Annotated in this window: 14 protein-coding genes and 2 tRNA genes; 8 read left to right on the forward strand and 8 right to left on the reverse strand. The window is 31.0% G+C overall.

Annotated features, from left to right (window positions below):
* Positions 1-385: 385 nt before the first annotated feature.
* Positions 386-655, forward strand: a complete 270-nt coding sequence (gene remA, locus LPC16_RS05080; protein ID WP_040054726.1) for an extracellular matrix/biofilm regulator RemA — start codon at positions 386-388, stop codon at positions 653-655.
* Between the two features lie 20 nt (positions 656-675).
* Positions 676-1,236 carry a guanylate kinase gene (gene gmk / locus LPC16_RS05085; RefSeq protein ID WP_229637069.1) on the forward strand — a complete coding sequence of 187 codons (561 nt, stop codon included), beginning with the start codon at positions 676-678 and terminating at the stop codon, positions 1,234-1,236.
* A 20-nt stretch (positions 1,237-1,256) separates the two neighbouring features.
* On the opposite strand, the gene rlmN is transcribed toward gmk, so the two are convergent.
* Entirely contained in the window at positions 1,257-2,282 is a 1,026-nt protein-coding gene (gene rlmN, locus LPC16_RS05090; RefSeq protein ID WP_229637070.1) for a dual-specificity RNA methyltransferase RlmN, read from the reverse strand.
* A gap of 360 nt (positions 2,283-2,642) precedes the next feature.
* Between rlmN and LPC16_RS05095 the strand changes: the two genes are divergently transcribed.
* Positions 2,643-4,214 (forward strand): photosystem II high light acclimation radical SAM protein, encoded by a 1,572-nt coding sequence (locus LPC16_RS05095; RefSeq protein WP_407084178.1) that lies wholly within the window; start codon positions 2,643-2,645, stop codon positions 4,212-4,214.
* A 217-nt stretch (positions 4,215-4,431) separates the two neighbouring features.
* Here LPC16_RS05095 and LPC16_RS05100 read toward each other — a convergent pair whose 3' ends face one another.
* The 6 genes from LPC16_RS05100 to sufB form a co-directional block, all read right to left on the reverse strand.
* Positions 4,432-6,174, reverse strand: coding sequence for an ABC transporter ATP-binding protein (locus LPC16_RS05100; protein WP_040054722.1), 1,743 nt, complete (start codon positions 6,172-6,174; stop codon positions 4,432-4,434).
* A gap of 72 nt (positions 6,175-6,246) precedes the next feature.
* Positions 6,247-7,455 (reverse strand): lipid-A-disaccharide synthase-related protein, encoded by a 1,209-nt coding sequence (locus LPC16_RS05105; protein ID WP_229637071.1) that lies wholly within the window; start codon positions 7,453-7,455, stop codon positions 6,247-6,249.
* Between the two features lie 677 nt (positions 7,456-8,132).
* On the reverse strand, positions 8,133-9,377 hold the full coding sequence (locus LPC16_RS05110) for a SufS family cysteine desulfurase (protein WP_229637072.1): 1,245 nt from the start codon (positions 9,375-9,377) through the stop codon (positions 8,133-8,135).
* 49 nt (positions 9,378-9,426) lie between these two features.
* Positions 9,427-10,764 (reverse strand): Fe-S cluster assembly protein SufD, encoded by a 1,338-nt coding sequence (gene sufD, locus LPC16_RS05115; RefSeq protein ID WP_229637074.1) that lies wholly within the window; start codon positions 10,762-10,764, stop codon positions 9,427-9,429.
* 117 nt (positions 10,765-10,881) lie between these two features.
* Complete coding sequence (gene sufC / locus LPC16_RS05120; RefSeq protein ID WP_229637079.1) at positions 10,882-11,652, reverse strand: Fe-S cluster assembly ATPase SufC; 771 nt, start codon at positions 11,650-11,652, stop codon at positions 10,882-10,884.
* A 71-nt stretch (positions 11,653-11,723) separates the two neighbouring features.
* Entirely contained in the window at positions 11,724-13,166 is a 1,443-nt protein-coding gene (gene sufB / locus LPC16_RS05125) for a Fe-S cluster assembly protein SufB (RefSeq protein ID WP_229637081.1), read from the reverse strand.
* 935 nt (positions 13,167-14,101) lie between these two features.
* Here sufB and LPC16_RS05130 point away from each other — a divergent pair.
* Positions 14,102-14,174: transfer RNA gene (locus LPC16_RS05130), tRNA-Thr, on the forward strand.
* A gap of 194 nt (positions 14,175-14,368) precedes the next feature.
* Complete coding sequence (gene secA, locus LPC16_RS05135; RefSeq protein ID WP_229637083.1) at positions 14,369-17,167, forward strand: preprotein translocase subunit SecA; 2,799 nt, start codon at positions 14,369-14,371, stop codon at positions 17,165-17,167.
* A gap of 26 nt (positions 17,168-17,193) precedes the next feature.
* Here secA and LPC16_RS05140 read toward each other — a convergent pair.
* Positions 17,194-17,278 (reverse strand) — tRNA-Ser (locus tag LPC16_RS05140).
* A 537-nt stretch (positions 17,279-17,815) separates the two neighbouring features.
* Here LPC16_RS05140 and metG point away from each other — a divergent pair.
* The 3 genes from metG (at position 17,816) to lptC (ending at position 21,388) form a co-directional block, all read left to right on the forward strand.
* Positions 17,816-19,426, forward strand: coding sequence for a methionine--tRNA ligase (gene metG / locus LPC16_RS05145; RefSeq protein ID WP_229637085.1), 1,611 nt, complete (start codon positions 17,816-17,818; stop codon positions 19,424-19,426).
* A gap of 128 nt (positions 19,427-19,554) precedes the next feature.
* Positions 19,555-20,160 carry a LabA-like NYN domain-containing protein gene (locus tag LPC16_RS05150; protein ID WP_229637728.1) on the forward strand — a complete coding sequence of 202 codons (606 nt, stop codon included), beginning with the start codon at positions 19,555-19,557 and terminating at the stop codon, positions 20,158-20,160.
* Positions 20,161-20,212: 52 nt separating this feature from the next.
* The gene (lptC, locus tag LPC16_RS05155) at positions 20,213-21,388 is read left to right on the forward strand and encodes an LPS export ABC transporter periplasmic protein LptC (RefSeq protein WP_229637086.1); all 1,176 of its coding nucleotides are present in this window, start codon (positions 20,213-20,215) and stop codon (positions 21,386-21,388) included.
* Positions 21,389-21,605 lie beyond the last annotated feature (217 nt).

The following is a 21,605-nucleotide window of genomic DNA, read 5'->3' on the forward strand; positions in this document are numbered from 1 at the left end:
AACTATAATCAAAACAAATATATAAAATTTCATTATAGAAAATAATTACTCAAGAATACTAAATAAAAAAAACTTGAATCATATAAAGAATGTGTATATGTTAAGTTTAAACTTACTATCTTAATACTTGAAAAAAATCATTTTTTATTTAAAACTATAATACTATCCTAAAATATATCTTTAAATTTATGTTTGTTGCAAGTTTTTCCCTAAAATCATTTTAAATCTAAGTAACATTTATACTTGAAATTAAATATTATTTTTATAGTTATTTATATAAAATAATAATTTAGCTCGAAAAAACTTACTGACTTTGATATTATTAATCTTGACTTTAACAAATATTATTTAATTTTGACGATACAACTATATTAAATTAACTATTATGAAAAATATACAACTCATTAATATTGGGTTTGGTAATATTGTGTCTGCTAATAGAATAATCTCTATCATTAGCCCAGATTCTGCTCCCATTAAACGTATTGTTACTGAGGCAAGAGATCGCGGGCAACTGGTTGATGCTACATATGGTCGCCGTACACGTGCTGTTATTGTTACAGATTCTAGCCATATTATTTTGTCTGCTATACAACCGGAAACTATAGCTCATCGTTTTATTTCTGGTAAGGAAAATATTATTAATAGTAACTAGTAATTAATTTTTTTATTTTTATGATATCAGGTAAACTTATTGTCTTAACTGGTCCTAGTGGCGTAGGAAAAGGAACACTAGTACGTACTCTATTAAGTCGTCATCCAAAGCTTTATCTATCAATTTCTGCAACCACTCGTTCTCCCCGTCTTGGTGAAATTAATGGTCAAGATTACTATTTCATTAACAATACAAAATTTGAAAGTATGATTCAACAAAACCAATTATTAGAATGGGCTCAATATGCTGGCAACTATTATGGAACACCACGTATTAATGTTCAAGAAAAAATCAATAAGGGATTCATTGTTCTCTTGGAAATAGAAGTAGCTGGAGCAGAAGCAATTAAAAAAACTTTTTCTAATGCTTTGAGAATTTTTATATTACCACCTTCTCTTAAAGAGCTTGAAAGTCGCTTAAGAGGTAGAGCGACTGACTCTGAGCAGTCTATTACAAAACGTCTCAAACTTGCGAAAGAAGAATTAGCAGTTAGTCAAAAATTCGATAAGGTAATCACTAACCATAATTTAGAGAAAACATTAAGACAATTAGAACTAATTATTTTTTCTACACAGTCTTAGTTATTTATTAACAACTAAGACTATGTATTATGTGATGCCCTTAACTGTCCACAAGCAGCATGTGTTTCAAGTCCCCTTGAATATCTAATGCTTGCAGGAATTCCATATTTTTCGAGTTGATAAGAGAAAGTTTTAATTCTTTGAGATGAAGATCGTTGATATTTAACTTCTTCAATAGGATTGTAAGGAATTAGGTTAACATGATTTTGAAAACCTTTAAGCAATTTAGCTAACTCTACTGCTTGCTCTAGTGAATCATTGATTTTTTCCAAAAGTATATATTCGAATGTTAATCTTCTTTTCGTTATTTCAACATATTTTTTACAATCACTTAGTAAAGTTGATAAAGGATAAGATTTAGAAGTAGGAATTAATTGTTCTCTTAATATTTGGTTGGAAGCATGAAGACTAACAGCAAAAGTAATCTGCAGCTTATAGTTAGCAAATTCTAAAATTTTTTTAGGAATTCCAACTGTAGAAACAGTTAAGGAACGTTGTCCTATGCCTATATCTTGGTTAATTATTTTTATCGCTTTTATTACTTCTTCCATATTTAGTAAAGGTTCCCCCATACCCATAAATACTACATGACTGACTCTTCGTTGAAAGTCTTCCTGTACAGTCAAAATTTGATCTATAATCTCTCCACAAGTTAAGTTTCTTTTAAAAGTTCCTTTTCCAGTTGCACAAAAATCACAGCTCATAGGACACCCAACCTGTGAAGAGACACAAACAGTTAAACGTTTAGGCGTTGGAATACCTACGGTTTCTATAATTGATCCATCCTTTAAGCTTAGTAAATATTTCCGAGTTTTATCTGGGGCAACCACAAGATCATGAATAACAGAACGACCAATAGGATAGTGTTCCAGATCTTTTCTCCAGCTTTTAGGAAATACTGAGATATCTGTAAATGATCTAATACCTTTACGATATAGCCACTGATGAAGTTGTTTTCCACGGTAATTGGGTTGTCCTTGTAGTTCAACCCAATTAGTTAATTCCTCTATAGATTTGCCCAGTAATGTTTCTTCTTTTAATTGCATAAAAAATTTATAAAATCAAATAACTTTATTTAGATTGAAGTAAAAAAATATATAGTTCGGAGTTACTTTAGAAACTATATCATAAGCTTTTTCGTAACATATATCACTTCAAGGTGAAAAAGATAAAAATATAAACTTTAATTTAGCATCAAAAGCTTACATATCATATACATAGTAAAAAATATTACTTGCTGATTATTAATATAAAAGTTATTATTGGTAGAGATTTAAATGACTTGCTTCTACTTAAAGACTTGGAAGTATATTGTGTTATGAGCTGCAACAAATTAGCAATATGATGTTGATGCTCAAAATATACTCCAGAAACTCACCTCAGAAATGGATTTTAGGATAACAATGATGAAAAAACAGCGTATTTTATACTGCCGCCTTCCTTGTAATCCAATTTTTCCTATCGGTATAGTTTATTTATCAGATCATGTACACAAGTTATTTCCCGAAACTAAGCAAAGAATTCTTGATCTAGGAACAGTACCTCCATTAGATTTCAAAAAAACTTTAAAAAAATGTATTGACGAATTTAAACCTACTTTGCTCATATTTTCATGGAGAGATATTCAGATTTATGCTCCCGTAGGAGGTAGAAGTGGTAATCCTTTACAAAACGCTTTTGAGGTATATTATTCACAGAATATTTTTACTCGGTTAAGAGGAGCTCTAGGTGGTTTAAGAGTAGTTAAAGATTATTACAGTGAGTTATGGAGAAATGTTAATCTAATAAAATTAGGTTTTAGACAAGCTCAAAAATATCATTCAGAAGTAAGATTAATAGTTGGTGGTGGTGCTGCAAGCGTATTTTATGAACAAGTACAGTACTATCTTCCTCACGGAACTATAGTTTCAGTTGGTGAGGGTGAGGGACTGCTACAAAAACTATTAAGTAATAAAGATTTTTCCAATGAAAGATGCTATGTAATAGGAGAAGGTAAACCCCGTGAAAGGTTAATTCATGAATTTCCTGATCCTCTATATAAAACAGCTTGTAACTATGACTATATAGAAACTATTTGGGACGAGTTTAATTATTACTTCGAAGAAAGTGATTTCTATATTGGTGTACAAACTAAGCGAGGTTGTCCTCATAATTGTTGTTATTGCGTTTATACAGTTGTTGAAGGTAAACAAGTTCGAATAAATCCTGTTAATGAAGTAGTTGAAGAGATGAGTCAGCTGTATAAAAGAGGAATTCGAAACTTTTGGTTTACAGATGCACAGTTTATCCCTGCTCGTAAATTCATTAAAGATGCAGAAGAACTGTTAGAAGCAATCATTAAATCTGGAATGACAGATATTAATTGGGCAGCATATATCAGGGCAGATAATTTAACTCCAAGACTGTGTGATCTTATGGTTAAGACAGGAATAAGCTATTTCGAAATTGGTATCACTAGTGGCTCACAAGAGTTAGTTAGAAAAATGCGAATGGGATATAATTTGAAGACTGTTTTACAAAATTGTCGTTATTTAAAAGATGCAGGATTTAATAGTTTAGTTTCTGTTAACTATTCTTTTAATGTTATTGATGAGACATTTGATACTATCCGTCAGACAATTGCATATCATAGGAATTTAGAAGAAATTTTTGGAAAAGATAATGTTGAGCCAGCCATCTTTTTTATTGGCCTACAACCTCATACACATCTAGAAGAATATGCATTCCAACATAAAATTTTAAAGCCTGGATATAATCCAATGAGCTTAATGCCTTGGACAGCAAGAAAGCTTTTATGGAATCCTGAACCATTAGGAAGTTTCTTTGGAGAGGTTTGTTTACAAGCATGGAAAAAGAATCCTAATGATTTTGGTAGAGAAGTAATGAATATCTTAGAATACAAATTAGGAAAATCTAAAATAGAGCAAGCGCTATCTGCACCAATAGTTTCTAAAAATAAATACTTATCTCAAGTATGAATAAAAGTAATTAGTAAATGAGATATATTGTGTCATTTACATTGTTTTTGACTTAAATTTTATTAGCTTACTCAATTATTTTTATTTATAGATAATTGAGTAAGCTGATAGTAATTGCTGTTTATAAAAGTTAGTTAATATAAATTAATTTTCGATTTGAAATAATTCTATGTTTATCAATTTTAGTAGGATTACTGTCGATAGGTAAAGTATCAACCTAAAAGTTATCTAACCCTTTAGCATATTGCTGTTCATAGAACTTTGCATAATATCCCTTCTTAATTAATAATTGATTATGATCTCCTGATTCAACTATTTGTCCATTATTTAAAACTATTATACAATCAGCATTTCTAATTGTGCTTAAACGATGAGCGATTACAAAAACTGTACGATTCTTCATAACTCTTTCTAATGCCTCTTGAACCAAAGCTTCTGATGTAGAATCTAAAGCTGATGTAGCTTCATCTAATATCATGATACGAGGATTTAACATAACGGCTCTAGCAATTGCTATTCTCTGTTTTTGCCCTCCTGAAAGATTTACTCCTCTTTCTCCTACCCAAGTATGATAACCTTGCGGAAATTGCATAATAAATGAATGTGCATTTGCAATTTGTGAGGCTTTTTCTATTGCCTTAAAATCTAACTGATCTTGTCCATAAGCAATATTCTGAGCAATAGTTCCTGAAAATAAAATATTTTCTTGCGGAACAATTCCAATTTGTCGTCGTAAACTAATTATGTTTAGATCTTTAATATCTATATCGTCAATAGAAATTTTTCCTTCTTGAGGATCATAAAAGCGTGAAATTAATTTTACTAAAGTCGTTTTACCAGCACCAGAAGAACCTACTAAAGCTATAACTTTGCCAGGTTGTACTAGTAGATCTAAATTTTTTAGAACTGGTTCATTATATTTATAGTAGAAACTAACTTGTGAAAATTCTACTTTTCCTAATACTGTTGGCAGAGTTAAAGAGTTTTTTTTCTGTTCAACTGCTGGTTGTTGGTCCATTAACTCAAAAATGCGATCCACAGATGCTTCAGCTTGTTTAAATTCATTATAATTACTTGTAATTAGATCAATTGGCTGAAGTAATATAGCAACTGCTGCTAAATAGCTTACAAATTCTTCAGACTTCAAATTTCCTTGAGAAATTTGCCATCCTCCAATAAAAAATAAGAACATGATACTAACAGCTTCTAAGAATCCAACAATAGGATATTGAGTAGCTTTTAACTTTTCTGCTTTGTATCTTGCATTTCTATTATGCCTAGCTTCTTGTGAAAATCTTTCAACTTCATAGTCTTGTGCAGCAAATGCTTGTACTACGCTAACACCATTAAAAACTTCTGTAAGTAAAGAAGATAAATTAGAAATTCGATTTTGACTACGGCTGGATAAAACTAATAATCTTTCTCCAAAACGACTAACCAAGACTGCCATTAAAGGTGCCAAAATTAGACTAGCAATAGTTAGTTGCCAGTTTAGATAAAGCATGTATAAAGGAATTACAATTAACTGGAGTACGTTGGAAACAAACTGATGAGATAATTTATCAACAATTTCTCCGACCTTATCTATATCTTCGGTCAACCTGTAAGTAAGATCTCCTGTCTTTACAGTTTCAAAGTAATCTAATCCTAATTGATGTAAATGTGCATAAGTTTTTCTACGTACATTTAAAACCATTTCTAGGGAAGCATTAATCATGAAAATATTTTGTCCATATTGAAAAATACCTCGTACTAAAAAAGCTAATGTCCCTAATCCCAACCAATAAGTAACTTCTTCTAGTTTTCCTTGTCCAATATGTAAGGAAACTTTTCCTGCCAGATAAGGTAATGATAAGGTTACTAAAACGAAGCCTAAAATACACATTAAACCCTTAGATAGAGACGACCACTCTTGTAATAAATAAGGTAATAGACGTAACCAATTTGATTTTTTTTTCATTTTAAAGAATTAGAACCATTTTTATTTTTTGTTAGTAAATGGTGATTTTATTAACTTTCAACTTAATAGACATTAATTATTATCAATACCCAAATGGCCTAACAGAGAATTTGCAATTCTTATAGAAGCTCCAGGAGATCCAAATCTTTGTTGTCCTTTTTCTACGCAAGCCAATAGATATTCTTTATTGTTTATAGTATCCACAACACATCGGGCAGCCTCTCTTAGAGTTTCTAAAGAAGCAGGTCCTGTACCAATAGTTTGAGCACAACTACCAATTAATCTCGTTTGTGCTTCAGCAAAACTATAAGTAAACTGTGGTCCTTCTCCAGGTATTTGAATAACTGGTTTCCCAATAGCTATCCCTTGGTCTACTGCTAAACCAGCCATTCCAAGCATTAAAGTACACTCATGTAAAATATCGTTAAAAGCATCTGAGTAACATAGGATCTCTACTCTTTGTGCATTATTTTGGTGAATTAATTTATTATTATTACACTCCCATCCTTTACTGCTAGCAATTTCTTCTAACTTGCTCATTAGTCTTGGAACCAAAGCCGCACGAAATTGAACTCTTGAAAAAGATGTAAGTTTACAAATTTCTAAGACAAAATCTAATTGTAATTTTAAGTTACGAATTGCTTCTGGTAGTCTTGAACCTGGAAGTAAAGCAATCATAGGGATATTAGCTTGAAGATTTAAGTTTTTGCCAGTAGGCTTTAATTTATCAAGAGAAGGGATACCACCAAATTTGGCCTTACTTATATTTTGGCTCTGCAAATCTTGGGCAGTATAAGGATCTCTAGTAAATACAGTTAGACATCTGGAAGAATGTAAAAAAGTTCCTAAAAAAGGACCTATATTTAATTTCCCTTCATAAAGAGCAGATAAACAAGATATAAAAGAAATATAAGGGCGACCAGTAGAATAAGCAAAACCTTGAGATATTGAATCTCCCGTAGCCATTATCAAATCACAGGTAGTGGAATATTCCCAAACTTTTTGCAATTGTCTCCAAGTTAAACTTAATAGTCCCGATTGTAGATCCTTTAAAAAATGCAATCGATTAGTATAAGAAAAGCCGCCGGATGGTATATTCTGTGTTGGACCAATAATAGGAATACCTAATCGACGATAAGCATTACCTTCACCGACTATGGGCATTGCTGCTATCTCTATACTTGGGTGCATCTCTAGTAAAGTTTCAATAATATAAGATGAATGATTATCTTCTCCATGACCATTACTGATAAATAAAATTCGTTTTGATGATGATGACATAATGATTTTTTAGGCAATCTCTAATAATTATTATTTAAGCCCAAATTTTAGAATTTATTAATTATGTTTTTAAAAGATTATCTAAATACTATTGGCTAACTACTCTTTTCTGGACTCTGAAAATTTATTTAGCCTATTGAAATTTTATAGAATAAAAATAACATTGTCAGTTTTCTCATTAATATTTAGAAACTGAATTGATACATAATAAATAATCAATAGCTATTGTATTAGATTAATCTTCAAAATAATAATAGTTTATTCTAATTATAATTATTAGTTCATATTAAATGTGTTAATTTAATTAGTTTATACTCATATACAATCTGAGACTTAAATTTTTTAAAATATTATATGTGTTTATTCTTTATCGTTCCAAAATTATTAACAAAGATTTTTCTAAAGTAAATTTATAAATAGTGCATATTATTTTAGATAAAGAGCAAATTAAAAAAAATTTATCTTAATTTTATACTCAAGATTATTTGTTGTTAGCCAAGTATAAACTAACTTTTAGCTTCTGAGAAAAATCAATATGAATTATTTAGTTAATCTATATTAAAAAGTTATACTCTGATTCGTGAATGTAATTTTCTGGTATATTATCCTAACTAAAATTCTAATAAGTTTCACTAAAGAATAAACGATATTCTTTCCATAATCTAGACTGCCTTACATTATTCGGTTATCTTTGTGAAAAAATCAATAGTTTCTTTTAAAGCCACAGTAAATTTATCTATTTCTTCAAAAGTATTATAAAAGTATAAACTTGCTCTAGCACTTCCTGAAGCTTTTAATAAGTGATGTAAAGGTTGAGTACAATGATCTCCAGAACGAATAGCAATTCCTTCATTATCTAATAAAGTTGATAAATCACTTCCGTGTATTCCATCTACATTAAATGATGCCAAGGCAGCCTTTCCTATGCCATTTTTAATTTTCTTTACTCCATAAGCCCTGAGATTTGGAATTCTTTCTAATTGTTGAAATAAATAACTTGATAACTGTTCTTCATAAGAATGAATGGTATTCATTCCTATCTCCGTTAAGTAATCAACAGCTCTTCCTAAAGCTATTGCTTCTGCTATTGCTGGAGTCCCTGCTTCAAATTTATGAGGTAATTCTCCATAAGTAAAATGATCGAGAAATACTTCATCAATCATTTCTCCTCCTCCCAAGAATGGAGGCATTGATTCTAAAATTTTACGTTTTCCGTATAAAAAACCAATACCAGTGGGACCACACATTTTATGACCACTTGCTACCAACCAATCACAATCAATATTTTGTATATCAATTGGAGTATGTGGAACACTTTGACATGCATCAATTAATACTTTAGCTCCAAAACTATGAGATAGTTTAGTTATTTCTTCAATTGGGTTTATACAACCCAGCATATTAGAGATATGAACGATAGAAACCAGTTTAGTCTTTTCAGATAACATTGATTTAAAGTGATCTAAATCAAGATCTTCATTATCCGTTAATTGAATATACCTTATAACAGCTCCTGTCTTCTGAGCAATCATTTGCCATGGAACTAAATTACTATGGTGCTCCATTACAGAAGTTAAGATTTCATCTCCTTGTTTAAGATGATTTAGCCCCCAGCTATAAGCAACTAAATTGATAGCTTCTGTAGCATTTCGCGTAAAAATTATTTCTTCTCGGCAATTTGCGTTAATGAATTTTGCCACTTTATCACGAGATGCTTCATAAGATTCTGTCGCTTTAACACTTAAGGTATGAACACCACGATGAACATTAGCATTATCTTTTTCATAATAGTGGTGTAAAGTCTCGATAACAACTGATGGTTTTTGAGAGGTTGCAGCGCTATCTAGATAAATTAAAGGTTTACCTTGTATCGTTTGATTTAAGATTGGAAAATCATCTCGAATATTTTGAATTAAAGTCATAATGAATTTGCTATAAGTATTTTGCAATTAAATAATTTTTGCATAGAAATTAATATTGTTTAGTATGAGAAACAATATATTTTATCAACTTTTGTTCGAGAGATTTATAAGGTATCTTCATTATTATTTCACGTATGAAAGCATTAACCAACAAATGGCGTGCATTAGCTTCGCTTAAACCTCGGCTTTGCAAATAAAAAAGTTCATTAGATTCTAATTGGCTAATAGTTGCGCCATGAGAGCATTTGACATTATCTGCTGTAATTTGAAGTTCTGGTTTAGTATTAATACGAGATTTTTTTGACAATAACAAATTGCGATTTAGTTGTTTGGCATTAGTTATTTGAGCAAGCTTAGATACAATAATTTTTCCATCAAAAATTCCATGAGCTTTATCATCAACAACATATTTATGTAATTGATCAATCATTCCATTAGGATGATTAAGATTAATAGAAGTTTTTGTACAAGAAATTTGATCATCATTAAGAATACTCAAACCATTTAAGCAACTTTCTGTTCGAGATCCATTCTGACAAATTTGTATATTATTACAACAAACCCTTGAGCCCAAATCAATTTGATTTAATGCATAAAAGCTATCTTTATCTTGAGTAACATTACTTTTTCCAATATGAAAACTTATATTTGACTCTAGTTGTATTCGATTATGAGTAACTCGCGCGTTATCTTTTAAAAAAATTTCTGTTACAGAATTAGTAAAATAGGGATTAATCTGATCTTGATTTAAATGTGAGTTTTCTATGGTTGAATAGCACTCAATAAAAGATACATTAGCTCCTTTTTCTGCTACAAGTAATGTATGTGGCTGTACTAATGAAGAACTACTTTGCTGAGTTGAAATAAATAATAACTGAACTGGTTCCTTGATAGTGGTATTTTCACTAACTATAATAACTGCAGGATCGATCAACCCTATTGTATTTAGTCTACTAAATATATCTTTTTTGTTTAAGTTATTATTTAAAAGAGTATAAACTTCATCCTTCTTTATATCTGGCAAATTTTTTAACGTACCGATAAAGATATCATTGGGTGATAAGGTAATACTTGATAAAGATTCATCATATAGGCCATCTACGAATACTATACAATTTGCCTTAACTTCAGGAATAATAAGATCTTCAATACTTTTCTTTGTAACTTTTGTAGCTTTTGCAATTTTAAATTGATGTTTGTATAGTTCCCTAAGGTCTATAAATCTCCATTCCTCATCTTGGGAAGTAGGGAAAGATAACTTTCTAATTTGTTCAAGTGAATCCTGTTTTAAACTCTTGAAATTATCAATATTATTGATTTGGAATTGATTTAACAGGTTATCTAAATAAAATTCTTTACTTGTTGTTTCTAATATAGAGTTTTTCATGCATTTAAAATCAATAATTGCAAATACAGCGATAATCTTGAATTGTAGTTAAGGCTCAATAAATATTTAAAATGGCTAAAATTTTAATATTTATTAATGATTAAATATGTAAATAATTTAAGTTGTTTTCAGTAATTTTTCTTCTATAAAATCATAGCCAGTTTCTTCTAGCTCTAAAGCTAATTCTTTACCACCACTAATAACAATTTTTCCATCATACATAACATGAATATGATGAGGTTGAATGTATGTAAGTAGACGCTGGTAGTGAGTAATTAGTAGAAAAGCATTATTAGAATGAGCTAATTGATTAACTCCATCAGCAACAATTCTTAAAGCATCAATATCTAAACCGGAATCAATTTCATCTAAGATTGCTAAAGTTGGTTCTAAAAGTGCCATTTGAAGAATTTCGTTCCGTTTTTTCTCTCCACCAGAAAAGCCTTCATTTAAGCTTCTATTAAGAAAAGCAGGGTCCATTTTAACAATATCTAATTTTTTTTCAACTAAATCTTCAAAATCAAAGGTATCTATCTCTTCTAGACCTAAATGTTTTCTGCGAATATTATACGCAACTCTGAGGAAATCAAGATTACTTACTCCAGGAATTTCTAGAGGATATTGAAAAGCTAGAAAGATTCCATCTAATGCTCTTTCGTGGGGTTCTTTTTCTAAAATATTTTGTCCTTTATAAATTATTTCTCCTCCAGTAACTACATAGTCAGGATGCCCTGCAAGGATTTTTGAGAAAGTACTTTTCCCCGATCCATTTCTACCCATAATTGCATGAATTTCTCCTGCTTTAATTTCTAAGTTAACACCTTTTAAAATAGGTGTTCCACTAACATTAGCAGTTAAATTTTTAACAGATAAGATAACATTGTCCATAATTTTTTCTAAATACCTAATAACAAACTAACTATATTTCAATTAATGCTCACACTTTATATTTAATTATATTAACCTACACTTCCTTCTAGTTTAAGGCTTAATAACTTATCTGCTTCAGAAGCAAATTCCATAGGTAGCTCACTTAGTACATCCTTGCAAAAACCACTAACTATAATTGAGACTGCATCTTCTTCAGGGATGCCTCTCTGGGCAAAGTAAAATAATTGATCCTCTCCTATTTTAGATGTAGAAGCCTCATGTTCAACTTTTGTCGTATTGTTATCTGCTTGTATATAAGGAAAGGTATTAGCCTCTGCATTATCACCAATAAGCATTGAATCGCATTGAGAATAATTTCTAGCCCCTTGAGCCTTGGGACCCATTTTAACTAAGCCTCTATAACTATTTGTGGAGTTTCCTGCAGAAATTCCTTTCGAAATAATAGTACTGCGAGTATTTTTTCCAATATGTACCATCTTAGTCCCAGTATCTGCCTGTTGTTTATTGTTAGTCAGCGCAATTGAATAAAATTCTCCAATAGAGTTATCTCCTACTAGTACACAACTTGGATATTTCCAAGTAATAGCTGAACCTGTCTCTACTTGAGTCCAAGATATTTTAGAATTAACTCCTTTACAAAGTCCCCTTTTAGTAACGAAATTATAAATTCCTCCTTTTCCTGTTTCATCGCCAGCATACCAGTTTTGAACGGTAGAGTATTTAATGCTAGCATTGTCTAGGACAACAAGCTCAACTACAGCAGCATGCAATTGGTTAGTATCGAACATTGGAGCTGTACAACCTTCTAAGTAACTCACAGAGGCTCCTTCTTCTGCTACTATTAAAGTTCTTTCAAATTGTCCTGCATCTCCACTATTAATACGAAAATATGTTGAAAGTTCCATAGGGCACTCCACACCTTTAGGGATGAAGGCAAAAGAACCATCACTAAACACGGCAGAATTTAATGCTGAAAAAAAGTTATCACTTATGGGTACTACGCTTCCAAGATACTTTTTAATTAACTCAGGATATTGTTCTAGTGCTTCAGATATAGAACAAAATATAACTCCAGATTCAGCTAATTTGTCTTTAAAGGTTGTTGTTATTGATACACTATCAAAGATGACATCAACAGCTACATTACTAAGACGTTTTTGCTCTGACAAAGGAATTCCAAGTTTATCAAAAGTTTCCAGTAGTGCAGGATCAACTTCATCTAGATTATTAAGTTTTTCTTTTTTTTGCTTTGGAGCAGAGTAGTAGATAATATTTTGATAGTCAATTTTTGGATATGTAATATGAGGCCAAGAAGGCTCAAACATTTTCTGCCATTGCTTGAAAGCCTTGAGACGAAAATCAAGCATGAAATCTGGTTCATTTTTCTTTGCTGAGATGAGGCGGACCACTTCTTCACTTAAACCACGAGGAATAGTATCAGCTTCAATGTCAGTAACAAAGCCATATTTATAAGGTTGATTGACTAGGTTCTTGACGTTTGTTGCATTCATTAGATTTTACGTTCTCCATTTCTCTTTAATGATTCTCCCCGGCAGTGAAGAATCAAGTAATTTCAGATGATTCAAAAGTGTTGATAGATTAGGGTATAAATTATAATAACCCTAGAATCTGCATTTTTTGAGCAGAAGTCAATAAAACAACATTTGTATTTATTAATTATATCTCATAGTAAACTAATTAGTTGATAAAGTGTTACCTCTCCAAGCCATCTAAATCTTTATAAACTACATGTTTAATAGTTGCGAAAATGATAATTGTATAACTTCTTTTAATCAAAGAAGATATTTCGTAGCAGCTACTTAAACAAGATGAAATTACTATTAAAAAATTACAAAAGTTCTTAATACTAAGATTGAAAAAACTTATAGTTGTCTAATAAGTATAAAATATTAAATAATTTAAAAAAGAACACTATATGCTTACCTTCTTAATAAGTTGGGACATAATTATTTGTTAAAGCAGGATGAAAATTTATTAATATTTTTTATAGGTCTTGATAGAAGTAATAAAGAAATAATCTTGAAAAAGTAGTAAAACCACAAGATATAACGAGCATATTAACTAATAGATACTTGAAGAAAGAATAGAAATCACTAATAAAATCTAAAATTTCTTGTTGAATATAAATATGTCGTTTCTATAATTGAAGAATTTGATGCAATAGCTTGTAATGATAAATTAGAATATTCAAATATTGTAGGGTGAAAAGAACATAACTGTGAATATTTAATCAACATAAAAAATCATAAATTTAATGTTAAATTTTATTAATTTACTAAATTCATTATTTCAATTACATATAAGTTATATGTAATTGAAATAATACACCACTATATTTATTAACCTTTTTATTTATAAAAATAACAAAAATATGTTATAGTATTATGTACTTATACATAGAATACTTGTAAAGTTTCATTTTATTGCTTCCTTAGCTCAGTTGGTAGAGCAACTCACTTGTAATGAGTAGGTCGTCGGTTCAAGTCCGACAGGGAGCTTTACAAAAAAAGATACTAACTAAAATTACTATTTTAATTAGTATCTTTTTGTTTTGAGCAATAATGTCTTCATATATATACAATAATTTAGTAGTCTGTTCTATATTCAAATCAATAATTATAAATCTGGATCTCATATTTAAGAAATATGAAAGAGCAGTTAGAAAGTAAAGTTAGTTTTAAAAAAATATCTTATGTTTAAAGCTTTATTTGGTGATCCTAATACTAGAAAAATTAAAAAATTTCAGCCAATTGTTACAGAAATTAACTTGTTGGAAGCAGAGATCCATAAATTATCTGATCAACAACTTAAATATAAAACACATGAACTTAGAGAGGTACTAGGTACCGCTAGTAGTGATGAAGAGTTAAGAAATATTTTAGATGAGATTCTTCCAGAAGCTTTTGCTGTTGTGAGAGAAGCAAGTATACGTGTTTTGGGGATGCGTCACTTCGACGTGCAACTTATTGGTGGTATGGTTCTCCATAAAGGACAAATTGCAGAAATGAAAACTGGAGAAGGAAAAACTCTCGTTGCAACACTACCTGCTTATCTAAATGGACTAACAAAGAAAGGTGTTCATATTGTTACTGTAAATGATTATTTGGCTCGTAGAGATGCAGAATGGATGGGACAGGTTCATCGTTTTCTTGGATTAAGTGTTGGTCTTATTCAGTCAGGTATGAATCCTGAAGAGCGTAGAAAAAATTATTCTTGTGACATAACTTATACTACCAACAGTGAGCTGGGATTTGATTATTTACGAGATAATATGGCTACATCTATGGCTGAAGTCGTACAGCGTCCTCCTTACTACTGTATCATTGACGAAGTTGACTCAATATTAATAGATGAGGCCCGTACCCCGTTAATAATATCTGGACAAGTAGAAAGACCGACAGAAAAATATCTCAAAGCTACTGAAATTGCGAAACATCTCGAAAGGCAAGAGTCTGAAAACGATCCGAAAGAATATGAAGTAGATGAAAAAGCGCGTAATGTCTTGATGACTGATCAAGGTTTTGAAAAAGCTGAAAAATTATTAGAAGTTCAAGATTTATACGATCAAGAGAATCCTTGGGCTCATTATATTTTCAATGCCATTAAGGCTAAAGAATTATTTATTAAAGATGTTAACTATATAGTTAAAAACCAAGAAGTTGTTATCGTTGATGAATTTACTGGACGTGTTTTAGCTGGTAGGCGTTGGAGTGATGGTCTTCACCAAGCTATCGAAGCCAAAGAAGAAGTTCCCATTCAAAAAGAAACACAAACTTTAGCTACTATTACTTATCAGAACTTTTTCCTATTATACAATCAGCTTTCAGGAATGACTGGAACTGCTAAAACAGAAGAGACAGAGTTGGAAAAAGTCTACAATCTTCAAGTTACTATTATTCCTACGAATAGACCTTCTCAACGCTATGACAATCCAGATGTAGTGTATAAAACTGAAATAGCTAAATGGAAAGCAGTAGCACAAGAAGTTGAAGAATTTTATAAAGTAGGACGTCCTATTCTAGTCGGGACAACTAGTGTTGAAAAATCAGATGTAATATCTTCTTTATTGCAAGAAAAAAATATTCCTCACAATATTCTTAATGCTAGACCAGAAAATGTAGAAAGAGAATCAGAAATTGTTGCGCAAGCAGGCAGGAAAGGAGCAGTTACGATTGCTACTAATATGGCAGGAAGAGGAACAGATATTATCTTAGGTGGAAATTCAGATTATATGGCACGTCTTAAAATTCGAGAATACTTAATGCCTCAGGTTGTTACACCTGAAGATAATAAGTTAATAAAAGAAGCAAAAATTAATAATTCTCATTCTCGAGGCTTTGGACAAGAGCATAATAGAAAAAAGTGGAAGCCATCAGCTGATATTTTTCCTACTCAGCTTTCACAAAAAGCACAAGAATTGATTAAAAGTGTAGTGACATTTGCTGTTGACAAATATGGGTTGCAAAATATTTCAGAACTAGAAGCAGAAGAGAAAATAGCTATTGCTTCTGAAAATGCACCTACTGAGGATGTTGTTGTTCTTAAACTAAGAGAAGTTTATAAAATCATACGTCAAGAATATGACATATATACGAATGCAGAACACGACGAAGTGGTTGAACTAGGAGGATTGTACGTAATGGCTACAGAGCGCCATGAATCTCGTCGAGTTGATAATCAATTAAGAGGAAGATCTGGGAGGCAAGGAGATCCCGGAACAACTAAATTCTTTTTAAGTTTGGAAGATAACCTATTAAGAATATTTGGTGGAGATCGTGTAGCAGGATTAATGAATGCTTTTCGAGTTGAAGAGGAAATGCCTATTGAATCAAAAATGCTGACTCGTTCTCTAGAAGGGGCTCAAAAAAAAGTAGAAACCTTTTATTACGATACTCGAAAACAGGTCTTTGAATATGATGAGGTAATGAATAATCAAAGACGAGCTATTTATGCTGAACGTCGTCGTGTATTAGAAGGTTTAGATCTTAAGGAACAAGTTTTGCAATATGCAGAAAAAACCATGGATGAAATTGTTGATGCTTATGTTAATCCAGAACTTCCACCTGAAGAATGGGACGTAAAAAATTTAGTAAATAAGATCAAAGAATTTGTTTATCTCTTAAAAGATATTGTTGCAGAAGATATGGAAGAAATGGATGCTGGAGATATGAAAATTTTTCTTCATGAAGAAGTCCGTAAAGCATACAGCATGAAAGAAGGTCAAGTAGATAAAACTCGACCTGGTTTAATGAGAGAAGCAGAAAGATTTTTTATATTACAACAAATAGATACATTATGGCGTGAGCACTTACAGTCTATGGATGCCTTAAGAGAATCTGTTGGATTAAGGGGTTATGGACAAAAAGATCCTCTTATTGAATATAAGCAAGAAGGCTATGAAATGTTTTTAGAAATGATGATCGATATTCGAAGAAATGTTGTTTATTCCTTATTTCAATTTCAGCCCCAAGAGCAACCTTCAACATTATAGTTGAGATAACTCATGACTATAGGAAACGGAGAGGGTGGGATTCGAACCCACGTTGGCTTTCACCAAACCCGATTTCAAGTCGGGCGCATTCGACCACTCTGCCACCTCTCCACACTCTCAGAAATAATATCCTAACATATAACTGCTACAGACCCCTAACATAACAATTAATCTTTGTAAAAAAATATACAAAAATTATCACTATTACTAATACTCGGAATCAACGCCAAGAAAGTTAGCTGAAATAAAGAGAAAATATCTGTTTAGGCTAATTATTGTCACAACCTGTTTATTTATTTTGAGATATTTCTTCTATAACCTACTATTTTACAAATATCTAATAATATATCCTTTGTTATAAGGTGATTCACAAAGTCATTTTTTTTAAAACTATTTAAATAAAAAACTACTTTAGATTCTTGTTTATTGTTTGTGTTAGAGAATTTTTCGCAAAAACTCTTAAAATAATGATTTTATTCTTAATAAATGGTCCTTAAGAGTATTTTTATTGAAAAGAGAAATATATTTAGGTTATTAGTTAAGAAGTTACACATAGTAATGACTAAAATGTACAAACGCTGCCTATACTTGTGAATACTAAATATAAAACATAAGTATGCCGTTTATTAATAAATATTTATCTTATAAATGACCTTAAAAAAAGTAAAACCTAAAAAATTTGTTTTAACCACTCCTTTATATTACGCCAATGATTTACCACATGTTGGTAGTGCTTACACAACGATGATAGCTGATGTTATTAGTCGTTATAAAAAACTTAAGGGTGAAGAAGTTCTTTTAATCACAGGAACTGATGAACATGGTCAAAAAATAGAAAGAAATGCTGAAGCAAATAACTTACCTGCACAAGAACATTGTGATCGCATCGTCAATAGTTTTAAACTCCTATGGGATAAGTTAGATATACAATATGATCGCTTTAGCCGGACAACAGATTACCAACATAAAAAGATTGTCTATGAATTTTTTCAACGTGTTTGGGACAATGATGATATTTATCTTTCTAGGCAACAAGGATGGTACTGTGTCGCTTGCGAAGAATTTAAGGAAGAAAGAGAATTACTAGAAGGTGGCTATTGCCCTGTGCATTTTAATAAAAAAGCAGAGTGGTATGATGAAGAAAATTATTTCTTTAGATTGTCTAAATATCAATTACAACTAGAAGAGATATATAAAAATAATCCTGAATTTATTAAGCCGGTAAGTTGTCGTAATGAAATTCTAAAGTTTGTTGGTCAAGGACTTAGAGATTTTTCCATATCTAGGGTTAATGTAAAATGGGGCTTTACCGTTCCTAATAATCCAAAACACACTATTTATGTCTGGTTTGACGCTCTTCTAGGCTATATTACTGCTTTATTAGAACCAGAGTCAAAAGAAATAACACTCAATAGTGCTATTTCTCAAGGATGGCCTATTAACTTGCATTTGATTGGAAAAGATATTCTACGATTTCACGCAATTTATTGGCCAGCTATGCTTATGTCAGCAAAGCTACCTTTGCCTGAACATGTCTTTGGTCATGGATTTTTGACAAAAGATGGCCAAAAAATGGGGAAGAGTTCAGGTAATACTTTAAATCCATTCGAATTAGTTGATAAATATGGTTCCGATCCAATACGCTACTATTTTCTAAAAGAGATAGAATGTGGAAAAGATGGTGACTTTAATGAAACCCGCTTTATAAACACTGTTAATGCTGATCTTGCTGATGACTTAGGAAACCTTCTAAATCGTACTTTAGGAATGGCTCAGAAATATTGCAAGGGATTACTACCTTCAATAACTGGGACAGATTTACCTCAAGAACATCCACTCAAAAAAATAGGATTGGATCTAGGAGAAAATGTAATTAAAACTTACGATGACCTTAAATTTAATGAGGGATGCGAAGAAATTTTTACCTTAATTAGAGCAAGTAATAAATTTATTGACGAGCAAGCCCCTTGGACTTTGTTTAAGAAAGGAGAACATGAAGAAATGGAAAAGGTTTTATACGGAGTGTTAGAATCGGTGCGTCTTGCTGCTTATTTATTAGCTCCAATTATTCCGGGCCTTAGTAGCAAAATCTACAAACAACTTGGTTTTTCAGTTGATTTTAATCAAGTTGAGTATTTAAAGAAAATTATTCCTTTTGAGAAACATAGCCAATGGGGAAAAATAGCTCACGACAAACTTTTATCTAAACCTCAACCTATTTTTGCTAAACTTGACGTCTCTTTAAACAAAAACTTTTAGAAACTAAGAAAATCAAAATTTTTCTATTTTTTACTGAAAAAACCAACATAACGATGAAATACAAAACTGAGCTTACAAACAACTTTCATAATTCAACCTTCTTTGATGATCAGAGAGGCATAACAACAATGTATGATGACTTTGAAGATGATTTGCTTTTTACTCCTGAACAGATGCTAGAAAATAGAGGAAGAGTCGCCATCTTTATTGATGGTTCTAACCTATTTTATGCGGCGTTGCAATTAGGTATTGAAATTGATTATACTAAGCTCCTTTATCGTTTAACTGAAGGTTCGCGTCTTCTTAGAGCTTTTTTCTATACTGGTGTCGATAGAACTAACGAAAAACAGCAAGGTTTTTTATTATGGATGCGAAGAAATGGTTACCGTGTTATTGCAAAAGATCTTGTTCAACTTCCAGATGGATCAAAGAAAGCAAATTTAGATGTAGAAATTGCCGTTGATCTTATGGCACTAGTCGGATCGTACGATACAGCAATAATTGTAAGTGGAGATGGAGATTTGGCCTATGCTGCAAACTCTGTAAGTTATCGTGGAGCAAGAGTAGAAGTTGTTAGCTTACGATCTATGACTAGTGATAGCTTAATTAATGTTGCAGATCACTATATTGATCTTGATCAAATCAAAGAAGATATTCAGAAGACCCCTAGAACTAATCTAGCCTATAATAGTTACTCTACTGTTGGAATACTTGAACAAAACAAACCACGCTAATATTCACGTTAATATTAAAGTAGAAAAAATATTCGATTATCATTAAAGGGTAATGGATCAAAAGTATAGAAATCGACAACAGCATTCTCTAAAGCTAAAATTAATTAGGAAGGGAATGCTGCTGCTATTATTAAGTCTACTTGCTTGTCAGGTAGAAGATAAAACTAACACAAATACAAAGACTTTAGAAAAAGTAAAAGAAGAAACTAATTTAAATCTTCAAAATGCTACTTTAGAACAGTCTGATGCTGATGGTAAACTACTCTGGAAAATACAGGTAGATGAGGCTAAATATAGTCCAGATCGTGAAAAAGCAACTTTAACTGCTGTAAAAGGTAATATTTTTGAAAATGGTACACTTGTTTTACAAATCAAAGCAGATTATGGAGAAATTCATGGTAATGGAACTAAGATTTTTTTAAGAAATAATGTTTTAGCAATTGATCCAAGAAATCAAGCAGTTATTCGTAGTGAAGAAATAGAATGGCAGCCACGTGAATCACTTTTAACAATGCGTAAAAACCTACGAGGTTTTCATCCTCAGCTAGAAATTTCTGCTAATGAGGGAAAATATTATACACACAAGCAAAAGTTAGAATTAAAAGGAAAAATTGAAGCCATATCAGAACATAAGAAAATAAAGATGAATACAGAACATTTGTTTTGGGAAATTGAAAAACAAATGGTAACCAGCAATAAGTTATCAAATATTGTTAGGTTCGAAGGTGATACTATAACTGCTAATCTAATAGCTCAAAAAATAGTTATACATTTAAACAAACATCATATCCTTGTTAGGGACAATATTGAATATAAATCTATTCAACCACCTCTTCAAGCATCAGCTAATGCAATTTTATGGAACTATCAAACTCGTCAAATATTTTCTGATCAACCAGTTCAATTAGTTCAATATGAAGAAAATATTACTCTTATTGGCAATAAAGCACATGTTGATTTAAGCAATAATATTGCTTATCTTAAAGGCAAAGTTCAAGGAATAAATAACAATAATAAGAGTGTATTACAAGCTAATAATTTAACTTGGTATATTATTGACCAAAATATTGAAGCTATAGGTAGTGTATTTTATCTTCAAGAAGAAAATCCTAAGTTTACTCTGGCTGGAGATAAAGCCGTTGGAAGTTTGAAAGAAAATACTATAGTTGTAACCAATAGTAATAGGGAAGAACGAGTCGTTACTGAGTTTTTTACAAATTCAAAGTAAACTAAATAATCAATATTATTTACTTGTCAAATATAATAATATCGTTTGTTAGTATGATGGACTTTTAATTAATCATTTACCGATATCAGAAAAAAACAAAATTATATATATTTAAATACAGTTTTAATTAAGAAAGGATTTTCTTTTATTTTAAAATATAAGATAAATAAACTATCAGTATTAATAATTTACAACACTTATGGCAAAAACAATTATA

The organism is cyanobacterium endosymbiont of Braarudosphaera bigelowii (assembly GCF_020885515.1).
GTDB classification, from domain to species: Bacteria; Cyanobacteriota; Cyanobacteriia; order Cyanobacteriales; family Microcystaceae; genus Atelocyanobacterium; species Atelocyanobacterium thalassa_A.

Bases quoted from the DNA above. Each gene is read 5' to 3' on its own strand.
- sufB (WP_229637081.1), bottom strand. From the start codon at position 13,166: ATGAATGCAACAAACGTCAAGAACCTAGTCAATCAACCTTATAAATAT.
- secA (WP_229637083.1), top strand. From the start codon at position 14,369: ATGTTTAAAGCTTTATTTGGTGATCCTAATACTAGAAAAATTAAAAAA.
- gmk (WP_229637069.1), top strand. From the start codon at position 676: ATGATATCAGGTAAACTTATTGTCTTAACTGGTCCTAGTGGCGTAGGA.
- LPC16_RS05095 (WP_407084178.1), top strand. From the start codon at position 2,643: ATGAAAAAACAGCGTATTTTATACTGCCGCCTTCCTTGTAATCCAATT.
- metG (WP_229637085.1), top strand. From the start codon at position 17,816: ATGACCTTAAAAAAAGTAAAACCTAAAAAATTTGTTTTAACCACTCCT.
- sufC (WP_229637079.1), bottom strand. From the start codon at position 11,652: ATGGACAATGTTATCTTATCTGTTAAAAATTTAACTGCTAATGTTAGT.
- rlmN (WP_229637070.1), bottom strand. From the start codon at position 2,282: ATGCAATTAAAAGAAGAAACATTACTGGGCAAATCTATAGAGGAATTA.
- remA (WP_040054726.1), top strand. From the start codon at position 386: ATGAAAAATATACAACTCATTAATATTGGGTTTGGTAATATTGTGTCT.
- sufD (WP_229637074.1), bottom strand. From the start codon at position 10,764: ATGAAAAACTCTATATTAGAAACAACAAGTAAAGAATTTTATTTAGAT.
- lptC (WP_229637086.1), top strand. From the start codon at position 20,213: ATGGATCAAAAGTATAGAAATCGACAACAGCATTCTCTAAAGCTAAAA.
- LPC16_RS05110 (WP_229637072.1), bottom strand. From the start codon at position 9,377: ATGACTTTAATTCAAAATATTCGAGATGATTTTCCAATCTTAAATCAA.
- LPC16_RS05105 (WP_229637071.1), bottom strand. From the start codon at position 7,455: ATGTCATCATCATCAAAACGAATTTTATTTATCAGTAATGGTCATGGA.
- LPC16_RS05150 (WP_229637728.1), top strand. From the start codon at position 19,555: ATGTATGATGACTTTGAAGATGATTTGCTTTTTACTCCTGAACAGATG.
- LPC16_RS05100 (WP_040054722.1), bottom strand. From the start codon at position 6,174: ATGAAAAAAAAATCAAATTGGTTACGTCTATTACCTTATTTATTACAA.